A 16,312-nucleotide genomic window follows, 5' to 3' on the forward strand; every position below is an offset into this window, starting at 1 on the left:
CCGCGTATATTAATGTTGGGCTGACACCCCGCTAGCGTCATCTCACCCGTCTTGAGGGATCCATGCATCGACCGACCCTCTGCTGCGGTCTGTTCCTCCTGGGTCTAACGAGCTTCCTGCTGGGCTGCGCACGATCTCACGTCGAACCGACGACCGTGACACCTACCGGAAAAACCCCACAGTCCATCCCGCTCGAGAAGTCCCGTGTGCCCACACCGTCCGCGCTCTGGTCTGGACCGGACAACCCACCCCCGGGTCTGCGCACCGCCGCGCTCGAGAAGCTTCACCGGAGTCAGCGAACCTCCGGCAGCTGGTCGCTGTTCGGGCCGAGCAACGTCCCGGGGCGTCTCTCCGCGCTGGCGATCGATCCGCTGAACAACCAGCGGATCTGGGCCGGCAGCGCCGCAGGGGGTGTCTTCTTATCGACCAATGGCGGAGGCACGTGGACGCCGGTCTTCGACGATCAGGCGGTTTTCTCGATCGGCGCCGTGGCCGTGGACCCCTCCACTCCCGACACCGTCTACGTGGGAACCGGCGAGGAGATCGGCTCGATCTACAACTACGAAGGCGAGGGCGTCTTCAAGACCACCGATGGCGGGGCGACGTGGAACTACGTCGGTCTTGCCGAGGTCCGGCGCATCGGCCGCATCGCGGTCGACCCCGTGGATCCCCAACGCGTGTTCGTCGCCGGCGGCGGTAGCCTCTGGACCGCAGATCAACATCGGGGTGTCTATCGCTCGCTCGACGGCGGCGCGACCTGGAGTCGCGTGCTGCATGTCTCGAACGGAGCCGGCGCCGTGGACGTGCAGATCGATCCCGGCGACCCCGATCGGATCTATGCCGCGATCTGGCAGCGCTCGTGGGGGGGCGGCTTGACCCTGGGCGGGCCCGACAGCGGAATCTACCGCTCTCTCGACGGCGGCACGACGTGGACGCAACTGACGGCCGGGCTGCCCGCAGGCTCCCTGGGCCGGATCGGTCTGGCGGTTGCCCAGAACGCGCCGCAGCACGTCTACGCGGTCATCGGCAGCAGCGGCTTCGGGTTGCTGGGTGTCTGGCGAACCGACGACGGCGGCGACAACTGGAACCAAACTGCGACACCGTTCCCGGGCGGTAGCGTCTGGTACTTCGGACAGATCCGTGTCGACCCTGCGAACTGGAAGTTCGTTTACCTGCTCGACGTATTCCTCTGGGAATCGTTCAACGCGGGCGTCACGTTTAATCAACGGACGACCTACCACGCCGACCACCACGACCTGATCCCCCAGGGAACCAAGTTGCTGGTCGCCAACGACGGTGGTTACGGCGAAGTCGATACGGGTAGCGTGACGCGATCCAACACACCGAACACCCAGTTCTACGACATCTGCACCGATCAGCAGGACCCCACGAACCTGATGGGTGGGACCCAGGACAACGGCATGTTGAGGACCACCGACGACGGGCTCTCGTGGACGATGGTCATTCCGGGAGACGCCTACACCTGCCTGATCGATCCGCAGGATTCGAACCTGATGTACGGCCAGTGGTTGGGCGGCGAGATCCAGCGCTCGACGAATGGTGGGAGCATCTGGACGATCGCCATGACCGGGGTCGACCCGGCCGAGGATCGAGCGACCGTCGTCCCGATGGTCTTCGACCCCGCCAATTCATCGACCCTCTACATGGGACGCGAACGTGTCTATCGCTCGGTGGACGCGGGTCTCTCGTGGGCGCCGATCAGCAACCCGCTAGGCGGCGGATCGCCGACGACCTGGGCCCGGGGCGTGATCACGGCCCTCGCCGTCTCGCCGCAAGATTCGCAGATCCTGTGGGCCGGCGTCGACGACGGCAACGTCTGGGTCTCAGACGACGCCGGCGTCACATGGAACGCCGCCAACCCGCCGGGCGTGTCGTACTGGGCGACGGGCATCGCAGCGGATCCCGTCGATCCCAACGCCGCCTACCTGACCGTTGCGGGATTTCGAATGGGCGACACGATGCCCTACGTGCGACGCACCGAGGACCTGGGTGCGACGTGGACCGACATCAGTGACGGCGGTCTACCCGCGTTGCCCATGAACACCGTCCTGGCCGATGATACGTGGCGTGGGCGCGTGTTCGTCGGCAACGATCTGGGGGTGCACCTCAGCGACGATGCGGGAGAGAGTTGGTCGTTGCTAGGGGACGCCATGCCTGTCTCGGCGGTGCTGGATCTCGAGATCAACCAGACGTCCATGGAACTGTTTGCCGCGACCCACGGTCGCTCGATCTATTCGTTCGATCTTACGCAGCTGGGTCCCGCCGATGGCGACGGTGACGGTGTCGACAACAACACCGATTGCGCCCTGGCAGACCCGGGAGCGTTCGCCCCACCCGGCGTCGTGTCGAGTTTGCATGTCGAGCGGCTTCCCGGGGATGACGCGGAGTTGGCCTGGACCGATCTGGGTGGCTCGTCCGGAACGGGCACGACGTATGACGTGGCCATGTCGACCCTGGCCGACCTGGCATCAAGCGGCGTCATCGATGATGAACTGGTCTGCGGCAGCTCGGTTGCGACGTTCGTCGACGGCGCACCTCTCGCTCCGGGGACCGGCAGGGCCTACCTGGTGCGTGGCAGGAACAGCTGCGCCCACGGTGGATGGGGTGACGACGGGCAGGGGAGCGAACGGGTCTCGCCGGCCTGCGAATAAGGTCAGAGCTCGTCACGCCGCCATGCGCTGGCCAGACTGTCCGCATACTCGTTCCAGCGGTAGCCGGTGTGCGCGGCAATCCACTCAAGCTTACAGTCCGGGTGCTTGCGGTAGAGGGCAAGCAACTCCTTAACGAGGTCGAGGTTCTTCAGCGGATCACCCTTGCGCTTCCAACCCTTGCGCTCCCAGCCGGGCGCCCACTTGGTGATCGTGTCTACGCATAATCGGCTGTCGGTATAGATCACCGTCTCCGCATCTTCCGGTAGGGCCTTGAACGCGGCGATCAGCGCGGTCAGTTCCATGCGATTGTTCGTCGTCTGTGGGTCGTGGCCGTGGGCCTGCTCGAGGATCTCTCCGTCCGCAACCCAGACCATCCCCCAGCCGCCCGGCCCCGGGTTGGGGTGCGAACCACCATCGGTAAAGACGCCGGTCGTCGGCCCGTCGGTATATTTGGCGAGGACCTCCGCGACGGGAAGATTCTCTTCACGGCTCGCGCTTCTTGAACGCTTCGGGGCCGTCGCAGTATCTGCGCTCGCCGCTGTCTTGCGGGGCGAGTGCTCGCGACAAAACTTGGGCGTCCAGCCCGGGTACTTATCCATTGCGGCCTGGGGCACGTTGAACGTCTCGCCGCACACCTGACACTCGAAACTGGGCATGGTCTTGTAACGTTCCTTGATGTGGTTCAGGCGAGGTCGAACGTGGTCTCCCGACTCGCAGCGACTCGTGTACACGAAGGATACGGACTACGGAGACCTCTTCGAACTTGTCGAGAGACTGTGACGCTGCGGGTCGCGGCGGATGGCCTTGAGTTGACCGAAACCAATTAGCTCTTGTCCCTTTTCATCCCAAAGGTGAATCGACAACGACTTCAGGCTTGACCACAGCGTGACAGTTGGGACTTTCTGAAACATCGGATTCTCTCGGTGGCACCTCTCCAGGCGGTAGTTGGGAATGGCCGGGCTCAGGTGATGGATGTGGTGGAATCCGATATTCCCGGTGAACCACTGCAAGATCCGTGGTAATTCGTAGTAAGAGCTGCCGCTAAAGGCCGCTTCTTCATAGTCCCATTCCTGACCTCTCTTCCACTGGACGTCCTCGAACTGGTGCTGCACGTAGAACAGCCAGACTCCCGCGGTCCCCGCTAACATGATCACGGGGAGTTGAATCAGGACGTAGGCCTTGAACCCGATGGTCAAACTCATCAGGGCGACGATCGCCAGCATCGCGCAGTCGGTCCAGAAGACGCCAATACGCTCTCGCTTACCCCCGGCACGAGACGGAAATCTGTACTGGACCACGAAGACGAACAGCGGTGCGACCACGAGCAACACGAAAGGATTGCGCACGACGCGGTACGACAGACGTTTCCAGAGTGGAGCCCCGAGGTACTCCCGGACCGTCAGCGTCCAGATATCGCCCGGGCCGCGACGATCCAGATCGCCGGCGTTTGCGTGGTGCAGAGCATGGTCGTGCCGCCACTGGCGGTACGGCGTGAACGTCAGTACACCCGTGATGAATTCGGTCACGCGATTTGCGCGTCTCGATTTGAAGAACGAGCCGTGGCCACAATCGTGAAAGATGATAAAGATGCGAACCAGGAACCCGGAGGCAACGACGCCGATCGCGAGGGTGATCCAGTAAGAGATGTTCAGCGTCCAGATCATGAGACCCCAGAGAGCCAGGTACGGGGCCAGGCTGTTGACGAGTTGCCAGACACTGCTTCGCATGACCGGTTTGCGATGTTTAGCGACCGCCTTCTGCCACGCGCGCTCCACGGGGGGCGTCCCGCGTTTTGTCTCTGACATTTCGATCAATCCTCTCGAAAATGAAGTGGATCTCTCAGGTTTTGCAGCGCACGGCGTTAGTAGAGCTTAGTCGGCCATGGGCAAGTAAGATACCGGAAACGTACGGGAGAGTCCCGACCCACGGCGTTCACCGGGCTGGACAACTCCGACGCCCTCCTCTTCCGCAGAAATGTCCGCTAGGATGGGCGAGTTGTGAGTAGCCAGCTTTTTCAAATCCGATGAAATCTATCGGAATCAATGGATGGGGAACATGAAACAAGATTTTCGCTGGATTGGTTTGTTGGTTTTAGTGGCGCTCGTAGGCTGTGGCGGGGACCCCGCGCAAGAAGAGGCCGTCGCCGAGGAGATGGTTGACCACGCCACTGACGTGGTCGAGACGGTGGTCGTCGATCCGGCCGTGTTGCAGATGCAGGCCGACTGCGCCGCCGCGGCGGACGCGATGGCGGTACGCCAGACTGAGGCAAGCCTCTATGACCGTCTCGGCGGACGCGACGCCATCTTCACCGTCGTGACCGACGTGGTTGCGCGACATCGTGTAAACGAGCCGATCATGCACCTGATGGAAGGCGTCGACGACGCTCGCCTGATCTCGCAGGTCACGGACTTCCTCTCGCAGGCGTCTGGTGGCGACGTGGAGTACCACGGCATGAACATGGTCGATGCCCATGCGCACATGAATCTCACCGACGAGCATTTCCTGGCGGCGGGTGGTGACGTGCAGGCGGCGATGGAAGCGGCCGGCGTCGGCGCAGACGAGATCCAGGAAATGATGTGCATGTTCGCCTCGCTGCACGGGGATGTGGTTCGGGGCTAGATCCACAAGAAAAGGGGACAGATTTATTTTTCCGATCGCCTGATCGGAAAAATAAATCTGTCCCCTTTTCTGTCTCGACCGAAGTTGCGATAGTGTGGCTGTCTGCCGACCTAGTGGAGCATTCGACGTGAAGAAGATAGCGAAAGTCGCAGCGGCCCAGGTAGCCCCTGTCTACCTGGACCTCGAAGCATCCGTCGCCAAGGCGTGCGACACCATTGCGACGGCGGGCAAACAGGGCGCGGAGCTGATCGTGTTCCCGGAGACGTTTCTCCCCGGTTACCCGTACTTCGTGATCACCCATGATCCGACCGAGACCACGCCCTTCCTGATGCGGCTTCGCGAGAACGCCGTGCAGATTCCGTCGCCTGCAACGGAACAGCTGTGCAAGGCCGCTCGGGACGCCGGCTGTATCGTCGCGATGGGGATCAACGAACTCGACGGTGGAACCCTTTACAACTCTCAGCTGTTGATCGACGAGACCGGAGAGATCCTCGGAGTCCGACGCAAGTTGGTGCCGACCAACCACGAGCGGATGGTCTGGGGGCGGGGAGACGGCTCGGACCTGCGGACATTCCCAAGTCGATTGGGGATCCTGGGGGCGCTGATCTGCTACGAACACGGCAACGCGTTGTTCTGCTATGCCATGCAGGCGCAACACGAGGTCATTCACATCTCCATGTGGCCCGGTGGCATGGGCGGTCTGCTCGATATCATCGATGCGTCCACCCGACACTACGGATTCGAGGGACAGAGTTTCGGCGTGACCGCGACCTCCATCCTGACCGACGACATCCTCAAGGCGCTTGGCAGCGGGGGGAGTGTCTCCAAGTTTCAGGCTGGCGGTGGCCGTTCGATGATCGTCGATCCACGCGGGAAGGTCCTGGCGGAAGCACCGCCGGACGAAGAGACGATTCTCTACGCCGACCTGAACTTCGACGACATCGCCAAGGCCAAGATGGTCGTCGACAGTTGCGGCCACTACAGCCGTCCGGATGTCCTCTCATTGCAGATTGACACGAGGAAGAAGCGACCGCTCCACATCACCGGCGACCCGGACTAGCTCGCGCGTGACTGCCCCTCAGTCGCGGTCCGTCACGTGGGCGATGGTCAAAGAGATGTTGACCCGGCGCTATCGGGTCCCGCTCCCCATGATGCTGCTGGTCTGCCTGGTCCCGTTCTATATCTTCATCCCGGAGTTCCTCACCGGTCGCACGTTCTACGTGCCCGAGTTGGCCCTGGACCGAATCCTCCCCGTGCAGCCGATGTGGATGCTGGCCTACGGACCGCTGTACTGGTTCCTCATCTTCTTGCCTGTCCTCGTCGTGCGCCAGGATGCTCTGCTGCGTCGCGCCGTGTTTGCCTACTTGCTGGTATGGATCGTCTCCTACATCTTCTTTGTGGTCTACCCGACCACGGCCTCGCGTCCGGTCGAGATTAACGGCACGGGATTCGGCGCCTGGAGTCTCGGCCTCATCTACGCGGTCGACCCGCCGCACAACTGCTTCCCGTCACTTCACGTCGCGCACTCGTACGTGTCCGCACTGGTCTTGCTCAGGGTCAACCGCCGGGTCGGGATCGCCGCGCTGCTCGCCGCCTCCCTGGTCGGGCTCTCCGCGGTCCTGGTCAAGCAGCACTACGTCATCGATGTGATCGCTGGGGCGCTCCTGGCGGGTATCGCCTACGCGATGTTCCTGCGCGGCGGCTCCTGTCCGGTAGCGGGGGAGTCGGATCGTCGAGTCGCGCCAGTCATCGCCGTGGGGCTTTTCGCGACCTTCTATGGGCTGGTTGCCATCGCCTGGCTGCTCCACGGGTGGGCGCTCGGTTAGGCGGCTCCTTTTCGGCAAAAACTACCCCGAAAAGACCCAATCGGTCTTTCCAACTCAGGGGTCTTTTCGCTACTGTAGAGCTGTCCCGAACAGTCATTAGCGACCCACGGCGCGCCGCCGGGCGCGCGTAGCGGACCCTATTGGAGAGAAGACCATGAGCGATGAATCCAAGTGCCCCGTGATGGGCGGATCGAACAGGCAGATGGCGACCGGCAGCTCGCGAAACCAACAGTGGTGGCCGAATCAACTGAACCTGAAAACCCTCAACCAGAACCCTCCTCAGTCCGACCCCATGGGTGAGACGTTCAGTTACGCCGAGGAGTTCAAGACCCTCGACCTTGACGCCCTTAAGAATGATATCGAAAAGGTGATGACCACGTCGCAGAACTGGTGGCCCGCCGACTACGGTCACTACGGGCCGCTCTTCATTCGCCTAGCCTGGCACAGCGCGGGGACCTATCGCATTCAAGACGGCCGTGGCGGTGCCGCCTCCGGTACCATCCGATTTGCGCCGCTCAACAGCTGGCCCGACAACGTAAGCCTCGACAAGGCGCGTCGACTGCTCTGGCCGGTCAAGCAGAAGTACGGCCGCAAACTATCGTGGGCCGACCTGATGGTGTTCGTCGGGAATTGCGCCCTCGAGTCGATGGGATTCAAGACCCTCGGTTTCGCCGGCGGTCGCGAGGATGTCTGGGAGCCGGAAGAGGACATCTACTGGGGGTCCGAGGGGGAGTGGCTCGCCGACGAACGCTACACCGGCGATCGAGAACTGGAGAATCCTCTCGGCGCCGTTCAGATGGGTCTGATCTATGTGAACCCGGAGGGGCCGAACGGCACTCCCAGTGCACTCGCAGCGGCCAAGGACATTAGAGAGACCTTCGCTCGCATGGCGATGAACGATGAAGAGACGGTTGCGCTGATTGCGGGCGGACACACGTTCGGCAAGGCCCACGGTGCGGCCGATCCGGGTGAACACGTCGGTCCCGAACCGGAAGGCGCAAGCATCGAGGAGCAGGGCTTCGGCTGGAAGAACAGCTATGGCAGTGGCAAGGGTGCCGATACGATTACCAGCGGGTTGGAAGGCGCATGGACCACCGAGCCGGCGAAGTGGGACAACAACTACTTTGAAAACCTCTTCGGTTACGACTGGGATATCGTGAAGAGTCCGGCCGGCGCACAGCAGTGGGTACCGACCGATCCGGCGGCATCGAAGACGGTGCCGGATGCTCACGACCCGAAGAAGAAGCACGCCCCGATCATGTTCACGACGGACCTCGCGCTGCGGATGGACCCGGCCTACGCGCCGATCTCCAAACGCTTCCACAAGAACCCGGACCAGTTTGCCGACGCCTTCGCGAAAGCCTGGTACAAGCTGACGCACCGCGACATCGGGCCGCGCTCGCGCTGCCTCGGCTCCATGGTTCCTGCAGAGCCGCAGCTGTGGCAAGACCCCGTCCCCGAGGTCACCCATAAATTGATCGGAGAGAAGGACATCGCCGCCCTCAAGGGCAAGATCCTCGACTCGGGGCTGCCGGTGGCGCAGCTGGTCTCGACCGCCTGGGCGTCGGCGGTGACGTTCCGCGGCACCGACAACCGCGGTGGCGCCAACGGTGCGCGTATCCGGCTCGCACCGCAGAAGGACTGGGACGTCAACAGTCCGGCCGAGCTGCGCGAGATCCTACCGGCACTTGAGAAGATCCAGTCTGAGTTCAACGACGCGCAGTCCGGTGGCAAGCGGGTTTCGCTGGCCGACGTGATCGTCCTTGGCGGATGCGCGGCGGTTGAACAGGCGGCAAAGGCCGCCGGAAACGACGTGCAGGTTGGCTTCTCGCCGGGACGCACGGATGCGTCGCAAGAGCAGACCGACGTGGACTCGGTTGCCGTGCTCGAACCCAGAGCAGACGGATTCCGCAACTACTTCGGAAAAGGACTCCGGGGAACGGCGCCGGAGTTGTTGCTGGATCGGGCGCAGATGCTGAACCTGACGGCTCCGGAGATGACGGTGCTCGTCGGCGGCATGCGTGCGCTGAACGCAAACACCGGTCGGTCCCAGGAAGGTGTCTTCACCCAACGCCCCGAGACGCTGACCAACGACTTCTTCGTGAACCTGCTCGACATGAACACCCAGTGGGACGTGTCCCCCAAGTGTGAGCATGTTTTTGAGGGACGCGATCGCGAGTCTAACGATCTGAAGTGGACCGGCACCGCCGTGGATCTCGTCTTCGGTTCCAACTCTCAGCTCCGTGCCATCGCGGAGGCCTACGCGTGTGACGATTCGCAGCAGCCCTTCGTGCGCGACTTCGTGGCCGCGTGGGAAAAAGTGATGAACCTGGATCGCTTCGACCTGGCCTGATCCAAAAAGGGGACAGATTTATTTTTCCGATCCCTCGATCGGAAAAATAAATCTGTCCCCTTTTCAGGGGCACTCCTGTCGAATTCACTCCTCGAGGACGGCAACGGGTTCCGGACGCGCGTCCTGCTCCAGCACGCGTTTCGCATAGTCGACCGACGCCAGTCGCTGAAGCTTGCCGGACTTGGACGACATCATCCCGATGACATAACCGCGGGCGTCGATGACGGGGGCACCGCTCAGGCCGGGCATCGTGTTGTCGGTGAGCTCCCGGACGTCAATCAGAACGGAACCCTTCTCGGATCGAACGTACTTGCCTCGATAGACGTGCTGCGGACCTTCATCGGTGTAACGCCAGCCGACGACCGCGACCGGTTCGCCGGCGACCAGTGGTGTGGTTCGAAGTCGTAGCGGCGTCACATTGTCAGAGGGGTTCCGGACGGTGAAGAGTAGCCAGTCCCGCGCGGTGCGGATGTTGTCCAGGGACTCGTCCGCATCCTCGTTGATCAGTGCGCCGATGACCGTGGCCTCGGTCGGCGCATCCTTGAGGAACATCTCCCAACTCACGAGGGTCCCACGGAACGAAGCCGAGTCCATCGCCTCCGACTTGAAGTAACGCAGCACGTGCTTGGCGGTGACGGCGACGATCTCATCGCCGTTCTGCACCAGGAACGCGGACCCGGCCATGGGGTGGTCCGAATCCGAATAGCGGATTCGATTGACCATGGCGATTCGTGGCCAGTCGCCCGGATCCTCCGCGGCCCAGGCCCCGTAGCCGTCGGCCGGGGGCGGCTCCTGGACCTCACCAACCCCATCGGGGGCGGCGCAGGCCAGCGCGCTGATCAAAAGCAGCCACAAACAAAGGAATTTTCGTGATTTGAGCGGTTCAGGTGTATTACTTGACATATACAGTGAAAACTCCTACGATGGGAAGTGTATTAATTGTCTCATACACCTAGAGGCCATGCCAGATGATCCTGGTCGTCGACCCACACAGCGGAATTCCGGTCTACCGGCAGCTGGTCGAGCAGATCCGTTTTCACGTGGCCAGCGGTCTGCTGAAACCCGGCGAGGCGGTGCCGTCTACACGCGCCCTCTCCGCCAAACTGGGTGTCAATCCGATGACCATCAGCAAGGCGTTCGGTCTTCTGGAAGAAGCCGGCGTGCTGGAACGACGCCCCGGACGCCCCCATGTCGTACCGGAGCGACAGGGCAAGGCCGTCCGCGAAACGCGCGTCGATCAACTCGAGCACGCGCTGCGCCCGGTGGTGACCAAGACCCGACAGTTAAGCCTCGACCCGGACACGGCGGTGACGGTGTTCCGCCGGTTGCTCGAGGACCAACAGGATGACGAGAGGTGAGTCATGGAATATGTGTTTGAAGCAAGCGGTCTGACCAAGCAGTTCGACGACGTGACGGCGCTCGATCACATCAACCTGAAGCTGGGTCGTCCATCGATTGTAGGGTTGCTGGGAAAAAACGGCAGCGGCAAGACAACGCTGATCCAGCACCTGATGGGGCTTCAACTTCCCAACGAGGGAACCGTCAAGACGTTGGATCAGTCCAGCGACAAGCTCGGACACGACGCGCTGACCCAGATCGGTTACGTCCCTCAGGAGATCGGATTGCTGGACTGGATGACCGTCGAGCAGCACGTTCGCTACGTCTCGTGTTTTTACCCGGACTGGGATCAAGAGCGCGAGAAGCGACTCCTTTCAGAGCTCGAGCTCGACACGGAGAAACCGGTCGGCAAACTCTCCACCGGCAACCTGCAGAAGCTGGCCATCATCCTGGCGGTCTGTCACCACCCGCAGCTGCTCATCCTCGACGAACCGGTCAGCGATCTCGATCCGATCGTGCGTGCCAAGCTGCTCGAGTTCCTGCTCGAGGTCTTGCGCGAGGATCAGGCGACGATCCTCGTCTCCAGTCACGTCCTGCGGGATGTGGAGAAGATCGTCGACTGGGTGGTCTGCCTCGACAACGGACGCGTCGTCACGGACGCAGGCCTCGACGAACTGAAGGAACGCTACGCCGAATGGCGCATCGTCTCCAGAAACGGAGATCTCCCGACCCACTTCACCGAACCGTTCGTGCACTCACAGGAGATCAGCGGCAGCCAGGCTCTGTTGCGGGTCCGGCAGGCGGACGCGAATCTGGAAACGTTTCGCGCGACTCACGGCGTCGAGGTCACCGCGCGACCGCTCAACCTGGAGGAGATGTTCCCGATCCTCGTCGGAGAGGGGGCAGCATGACAACCCTCAGGCCGTTCCTGTTGTTGCTCGGTCGCGCCTCGGTGTTCTGGTTGGCTGTCTACTCGTTGGTGGTCGGCGGGATCATCCTCGGCGGGGCGGCCCACGCGGAGTCCCCGGTGGGACGGTACATCGATGTCTTTTTCATTGCCGTGTTGTGGTTCACGGCCGCCGCAGGTTGGATCGTCGGTCTGGTGATCCAGGAGTTTCAGCACACCAGCTTCGCCCATCATCTTCCCGGCGTCCGCTCCCGGATCGCGACCGGGTACCTCACGACAGGAATCGTCGTGACCGTCGTTGTCGTGGGTGTGATCTCACGGCTGATTTCCACGCCGCAGAACCTACCGTTGATGCTCGTCATCGGCCTGGCGGCCTATTGCGCGGGTGGAATCCTACGGGACCCGTTGTCCAACTGGATCACCGCGATCAACACCACCCTGGCGGTTCTCGTCGTCATCCGGTCACGGGACCTCGCAGCGTCCGCCGCCGAACATCCGTGGTTCGCGGGGCTGGTCTCCATCGCGATCGGTGCCGCCTGTACCCACAGGCTGTTTGCACGATCCACGTTCCGCCGAAAACCTTTCCGGCTCTCCAAGCCTCTTCCGGGTCGTTTCTCGATCGCACAGTCGGACCGCTACGAGCGTCAGCAGAGAGTCGCGGACCGCTCGAAGCGTCTTGGCTGGCGCACCGGCTACCTGGGCAGCGGGCCATGGGGTTGGGTTCGAGCCGCGTTCCACGAGACCCATGGCGCGCTGGGGTGGAGAGCGGTTATCAGGGGGATCAGTCGTCTGTGGGGCTTCGGCCTGCTCGTGGTGCTCTTCGCCTGGATCGATCGGGGCGAGATGGCGTTCGGCGAGGCTCTCGGGCGAACGCTCTACGACGCGCTGTTCCGTTCCCCGCACCAGGGCCCGATCGGCGAGAAGGGTGGGCCCTATCTGATGATCGTGATCGTCATCGCGGCGCTGGGCATCGTGCGGGCCCTGTTCAAGGGGATCGGACTCGTGGACGCATTGCACCATCCGGTGTCGCGGTTGCAGCGTGCGCAGGTCGCCTATCGTGGCGGGCTTGTCGATCTGGGGTTCTATCTGTTGGTCGTGGGTGTGGGTCTGTACGCGCTTGGACACCTGACCGGTCTGTGGGTCGGATACACACTGCGATTCGACTTCATGCCGTTCTATTTCCGAGCCCTGCTGGTGACGCTGGTCCTGATACCACTGGGGCATTGGGGGCGTCTGAAACTCCAGGCAGCTTCGCGGCGTCGCGCCGAGAACATGATCGTCGGCGTGGCCTTCGGAGTGGTGGGCTTTGTCGTTCTGGTTGTCATCTGCGTCTATCTATCGCCGCTGATCTTCGTCTCACCGATCGTGGAGCTGACCGTCCTCGTCTCGGCGCTCCTGCTTTCGCAGTGGGCCCTTCGGCACAAGCTGGCCGACTACTACCGGACCGCGGACCTCACCTAATGGACTATCATCCATCGTGACATGATGCACGGAAGACAGAGTCTCGTGGGTCTATTGCTGGCGGGTCTGGTCCTGCTGGGCTGTGTTCCCTCCCGCCTGAACGTACGTCCCGTCAGCTACGACGTGGACCTCCGTCTCGAGCCACAGATCCATGACCTCTCGGCGACGGTGTCGATCGAATTCGAACTGCCGGAAGTAAGTCCGGCTCGCAAGCGAAGCCGAGTCGAACTGTTGCTCCACCCGGATCTGGCAGTGCAATCCATCGAGACGCAGGGGGCGACACTGCTTGCACACAGAAAACGACGAGGGCGGTCGGTCGCCGGCTCGGCAATCGAACCCACAAGACACCGTCTGATTCTGAAAGATTCGACCGATCGACTGCGGGTGACTCTCGGCTATCGCGGGTCCTTGAATGAGGATGTCGCCGCCGGCGAGAAAGCTGGCGAAGTCCACAACTACGGCGTCTCTGCGCATGTCGCCGCAGAGGGGCTGTACCTGGCGCCAGGCGGTTATTGGTACCCCCGAGTCGAGTTCACTGAGGGATCCGATCCGGCGTTGTCGCTGGCCGACTTCCGACTCGCTGTTCAGCCTCTGGATGAGTTCGAACTGGTCGCGGGGCTCGAGCGTGACGAGGATCCGCAGGATGATGCGTTGCGTTGGAGCAGTCCGTTTCCACTGGAAGGCCTGGTCTTGCTCGGGGGGCCGCTCGAGCGAAGTAGCCGGTTGCATGGGGACGTACAACTGCACGCCGTGTTGGCTCCGGGAAAGAGCGCGGTGGCCCAGGACATCCTCGACGCGTCGGCCGAGTATCTGGATCGCTACCAGGAACTGATCGGGCCATACCCGTTCAGCGAATTCACCGTGCTGGAGGCGTTCTTCAGTTCGGGGTTCGCCTTTCCGACCTGCACACAGATCGCAGGCAGTCAGCTCAGCGAGTACAAACAGTATCGGCGTCACGGCTACCTGGATCACGAACTACTCCACAACTGGTATGGCAACGGCATCTTCGTCGACCCCCGTGACGGCAACTGGTGCGAGGGGCTGGCCAGTTACATGGGCAATTACTACGGCCACATACTCGAGGGTGACCTCAAGGGGGCACGCAAACAGCTGCGTAACCAGTCGAATTTTCTTAGCGCGATCGATCCGGATGACGACTTACCGCTGGGGACGTTCGGAATGGACGAGGGCGCGGGTCGTGGCATCGGTTACCAGAAAGCGGCGTCGGTCTTTCACATGCTGGAGCGCAAGATCGGCCATGAGGCCATGTTCGCCGGGCTACGGCTGTTGACCGCAGAGCGCATGGGCAAATACACGACGTGGGAGCACCTGCGGGAGGCCTTCGAACAGGCAGCCGGCGTCGAGCTGGATGGCTTCTTCACTCAGTGGGTTCGCAGCGGTGGGGCGCCGTTACTCGAGTTGACCGATGCCGACTACGCTCCCGGTAGCGATCACGTGTCCGTCACCATTTCCCAGGGGTCGACGCATTTCGAGCTCGGTGTGCCACTGCGTCTGCACTACGGCGAGCGTAGCGAGGACATCGTGGTACGCATCGACCAGCCGGTCGATACGATCGACGTCGCTTGCGAACCAAACGGGTTGACATCGATCGAGTTGGATCCGGACTATCACCTGTTCCGCCGCCTCAAGCCCGACGAGATCATGCCGACCTCCAGCGTGACGAAGCGTTCCGACAACCTGCTCATCGTCGTTCCAGAGACGGAACTGTTTGAGGGTTATCAGGTCGTGATCGACGCTACACGGCGAGCGGTGCTCGGCGACGACGATCATCCGGAAAAGGGACACGAGGTTCGGGAACGGACTGCGACGGAGATCAAAGCGGACGATTTGATCGGGTCCAGTCTGCTGATCGTCGGTGCGGCCGCCCGTCATCCGGTCGTGCGTGACCTGCTGGCACGGACCCACAGTCCGGTGAGCTTCTCAGAGAGCGGCTTCACGATTGACGGCGTGGAGTATTCCGGACCACGGCAGGCGGTCTACCTGACCGTTCACCACCCCGACCTGGCGGAGGGGGGAGTCACCGTCTACTACGGCAACAGCGCCGCGGCGTTGAGTAACGCGCAGCTGCTCGGCTATTACGGGAACAGCCTGTTGGTATTCGACACGCCCGAGGGTGCCGCAGAGATCGATTCGGCTGACATGATGCCGCGCGCCGAGGTCATCCGTCGCATGGACTTCGAGTTCCACGAACGAGTCGACTTCCCGCAGTAAAAGGGGACAGATTTATTTTCCGATCGGACGATCGGAAAATAAATCTGTCCCCTTTTCTATCTAATGCCGATGGTGATGAGGGTGTCGCGTGTGATGGCTTGCGAGTGCTCCGTGTCCAGGTAGCCCAGTCTCTTCAGGTAGGCGTCGACGGTCCCCGTCAACACATAGCTGTAGTGCCGCGGGAGGGCGCCCGGTTCGCTCTGGTTTACGTAACGGATCAGCGAGCTGGTGCAGTTGTTCGTCATCGTGCTGTACCAGCGTGGCGTCGCGGCCAGCTCTTCCGTCTCCTCGACGAACTTATAAAATATTCGTGTGCGAACCTCGGCCGGAAGTGTCAGCCGGTGGCGGGTGAGGGGATAGTCCAGGAAGTTCACGCGGCGCGTCACCAGATCGTTCTCCGTCGCCCAGATGTGGGTCACCTCGAAGGATCGTACGATCCCACCGATCAGCGAGTACTTCTCGCCGACCTCGCGCCGTGTCTCGACGGAGAGTCCCAGGAAGCGGTCAGGTCCATGACTCTCGTCGAACTCGAAGACCACGAACGTGTGGGCCACCAGGCCGACGTCGTCGAGCTTCTGTTCGTACAACCAGAGATCGACAATGCGCTCGGGGTTGTAGGAGGCGTCGATGTACGACTTGCCCACGACCGAGTCCCGCGTATAGCTCCAATCGCGAACATTCTTCAGCAGGACCGTTCCACCATCAGATCGCTCGACCCCCGCAAGCACCCGAACATCCTCATCCCAGTCACGGGTCAACGACGGTGTACGGAGCGCAACCCACAGGAACAGCACAATCGCGCCCAGCAGCGCGACGAGCGCGGCACGCCTTAGCGCCTTGCGGACGAACCCGGTCGGCGTTCGCGTCGGATGAACGTCTTCCTGTTGCACTCTCGGATCTCCTT

General features: G+C 62.1%; 13 protein-coding genes. 9 read left to right on the forward strand and 4 right to left on the reverse strand.

The annotated features are described in order from the left end of the window. The first annotated feature begins 62 nt into the window (after window positions 1–62). Window positions 63–2,672, forward strand: a complete 2,610-nt coding sequence (locus OES25_02330; GenBank protein MDH3626479.1) for a hypothetical protein — start codon at window positions 63–65, stop codon at window positions 2,670–2,672. Between the two features lie 2 nt (window positions 2,673–2,674). Here the strand turns inward: OES25_02330 and OES25_02335 are convergent, their stop codons facing one another. Next, on the reverse strand, window positions 2,675–3,403 hold the full coding sequence (locus tag OES25_02335; GenBank protein MDH3626480.1) for a ribonuclease HI: 729 nt from the start codon (window positions 3,401–3,403) through the stop codon (window positions 2,675–2,677). 12 nt (window positions 3,404–3,415) lie between these two features. Next, the gene (locus OES25_02340; protein MDH3626481.1) at window positions 3,416–4,477 is read right to left on the reverse strand and encodes a fatty acid desaturase; all 1,062 of its coding nucleotides are present in this window, start codon (window positions 4,475–4,477) and stop codon (window positions 3,416–3,418) included. A gap of 250 nt (window positions 4,478–4,727) precedes the next feature. Here OES25_02340 and OES25_02345 point away from each other — a divergent pair, with 250 nt between their 5' ends. The 4 genes from OES25_02345 (at window position 4,728) to katG (ending at window position 9,470) form a co-directional block, all read left to right on the forward strand. Beyond that, entirely contained in the window at window positions 4,728–5,291 is a 564-nt protein-coding gene (locus tag OES25_02345) for a group 1 truncated hemoglobin (protein MDH3626482.1), read from the forward strand. A gap of 127 nt (window positions 5,292–5,418) precedes the next feature. Then, window positions 5,419–6,351: a carbon-nitrogen hydrolase family protein gene (locus OES25_02350; GenBank protein MDH3626483.1), complete on the forward strand. Its 933-nt coding sequence runs from the start codon at window positions 5,419–5,421 to the stop codon at window positions 6,349–6,351. Window positions 6,352–6,358: 7 nt separating this feature from the next. Then, window positions 6,359–7,117 (forward strand): phosphatase PAP2 family protein, encoded by a 759-nt coding sequence (locus tag OES25_02355; protein ID MDH3626484.1) that lies wholly within the window; start codon window positions 6,359–6,361, stop codon window positions 7,115–7,117. Window positions 7,118–7,271: 154 nt separating this feature from the next. After that, the gene (gene katG, locus OES25_02360) at window positions 7,272–9,470 is read left to right on the forward strand and encodes a catalase/peroxidase HPI (protein MDH3626485.1); all 2,199 of its coding nucleotides are present in this window, start codon (window positions 7,272–7,274) and stop codon (window positions 9,468–9,470) included. An 84-nt stretch (window positions 9,471–9,554) separates the two neighbouring features. Here the strand turns inward: katG and OES25_02365 are convergent, their stop codons facing one another. Further along, complete coding sequence (locus OES25_02365) at window positions 9,555–10,325, reverse strand: serine protease (GenBank protein MDH3626486.1); 771 nt, start codon at window positions 10,323–10,325, stop codon at window positions 9,555–9,557. Window positions 10,326–10,438: 113 nt separating this feature from the next. Between OES25_02365 and OES25_02370 the strand changes: the two genes are divergently transcribed. Genes OES25_02370 through OES25_02385 form a run of 4 tightly spaced genes read left to right on the forward strand, consistent with a single transcriptional unit; the run spans window position 10,439 to window position 15,408 of the window. Next, the gene (locus OES25_02370) at window positions 10,439–10,828 is read left to right on the forward strand and encodes a GntR family transcriptional regulator (GenBank protein ID MDH3626487.1); all 390 of its coding nucleotides are present in this window, start codon (window positions 10,439–10,441) and stop codon (window positions 10,826–10,828) included. 3 nt (window positions 10,829–10,831) lie between these two features. After that, window positions 10,832–11,719, forward strand: a complete 888-nt coding sequence (locus tag OES25_02375; protein MDH3626488.1) for an ABC transporter ATP-binding protein — start codon at window positions 10,832–10,834, stop codon at window positions 11,717–11,719. Further along, window positions 11,716–13,176 (forward strand): hypothetical protein, encoded by a 1,461-nt coding sequence (locus tag OES25_02380; GenBank protein MDH3626489.1) that lies wholly within the window; start codon window positions 11,716–11,718, stop codon window positions 13,174–13,176. Before OES25_02375 ends, OES25_02380 begins: the two co-directional genes overlap by 4 nt. A gap of 21 nt (window positions 13,177–13,197) precedes the next feature. Next, window positions 13,198–15,408: a M1 family aminopeptidase gene (locus tag OES25_02385; protein ID MDH3626490.1), complete on the forward strand. Its 2,211-nt coding sequence runs from the start codon at window positions 13,198–13,200 to the stop codon at window positions 15,406–15,408. A gap of 56 nt (window positions 15,409–15,464) precedes the next feature. Here the strand turns inward: OES25_02385 and OES25_02390 are convergent, their stop codons facing one another. After that, window positions 15,465–16,298: a DUF4105 domain-containing protein gene (locus OES25_02390; GenBank protein ID MDH3626491.1), complete on the reverse strand. Its 834-nt coding sequence runs from the start codon at window positions 16,296–16,298 to the stop codon at window positions 15,465–15,467. Window positions 16,299–16,312: the final 14 nt, after the last annotated feature.

The sequence above is a fragment of the Acidobacteriota bacterium genome (assembly GCA_029861955.1).
GTDB lineage: Bacteria > Acidobacteriota > Polarisedimenticolia > Polarisedimenticolales > Polarisedimenticolaceae > JAOTYK01.

What these genes read in the sequence shown, in the direction of transcription:
- OES25_02330 (MDH3626479.1), top strand. Translation starts at nt 63, where the DNA reads ATGCATCGACCGACCCTCTGCTGCGGTCTGTTCCTCCTGGGTCTAACG.
- OES25_02340 (MDH3626481.1), bottom strand. Translation starts at nt 4,477, where the DNA reads ATGTCAGAGACAAAACGCGGGACGCCCCCCGTGGAGCGCGCGTGGCAG.
- OES25_02345 (MDH3626482.1), top strand. Translation starts at nt 4,728, where the DNA reads ATGAAACAAGATTTTCGCTGGATTGGTTTGTTGGTTTTAGTGGCGCTC.
- katG (MDH3626485.1), top strand. Translation starts at nt 7,272, where the DNA reads ATGAGCGATGAATCCAAGTGCCCCGTGATGGGCGGATCGAACAGGCAG.
- OES25_02370 (MDH3626487.1), top strand. Translation starts at nt 10,439, where the DNA reads ATGATCCTGGTCGTCGACCCACACAGCGGAATTCCGGTCTACCGGCAG.
- OES25_02375 (MDH3626488.1), top strand. Translation starts at nt 10,832, where the DNA reads ATGGAATATGTGTTTGAAGCAAGCGGTCTGACCAAGCAGTTCGACGAC.
- OES25_02380 (MDH3626489.1), top strand. Translation starts at nt 11,716, where the DNA reads ATGACAACCCTCAGGCCGTTCCTGTTGTTGCTCGGTCGCGCCTCGGTG.
- OES25_02385 (MDH3626490.1), top strand. Translation starts at nt 13,198, where the DNA reads ATGATGCACGGAAGACAGAGTCTCGTGGGTCTATTGCTGGCGGGTCTG.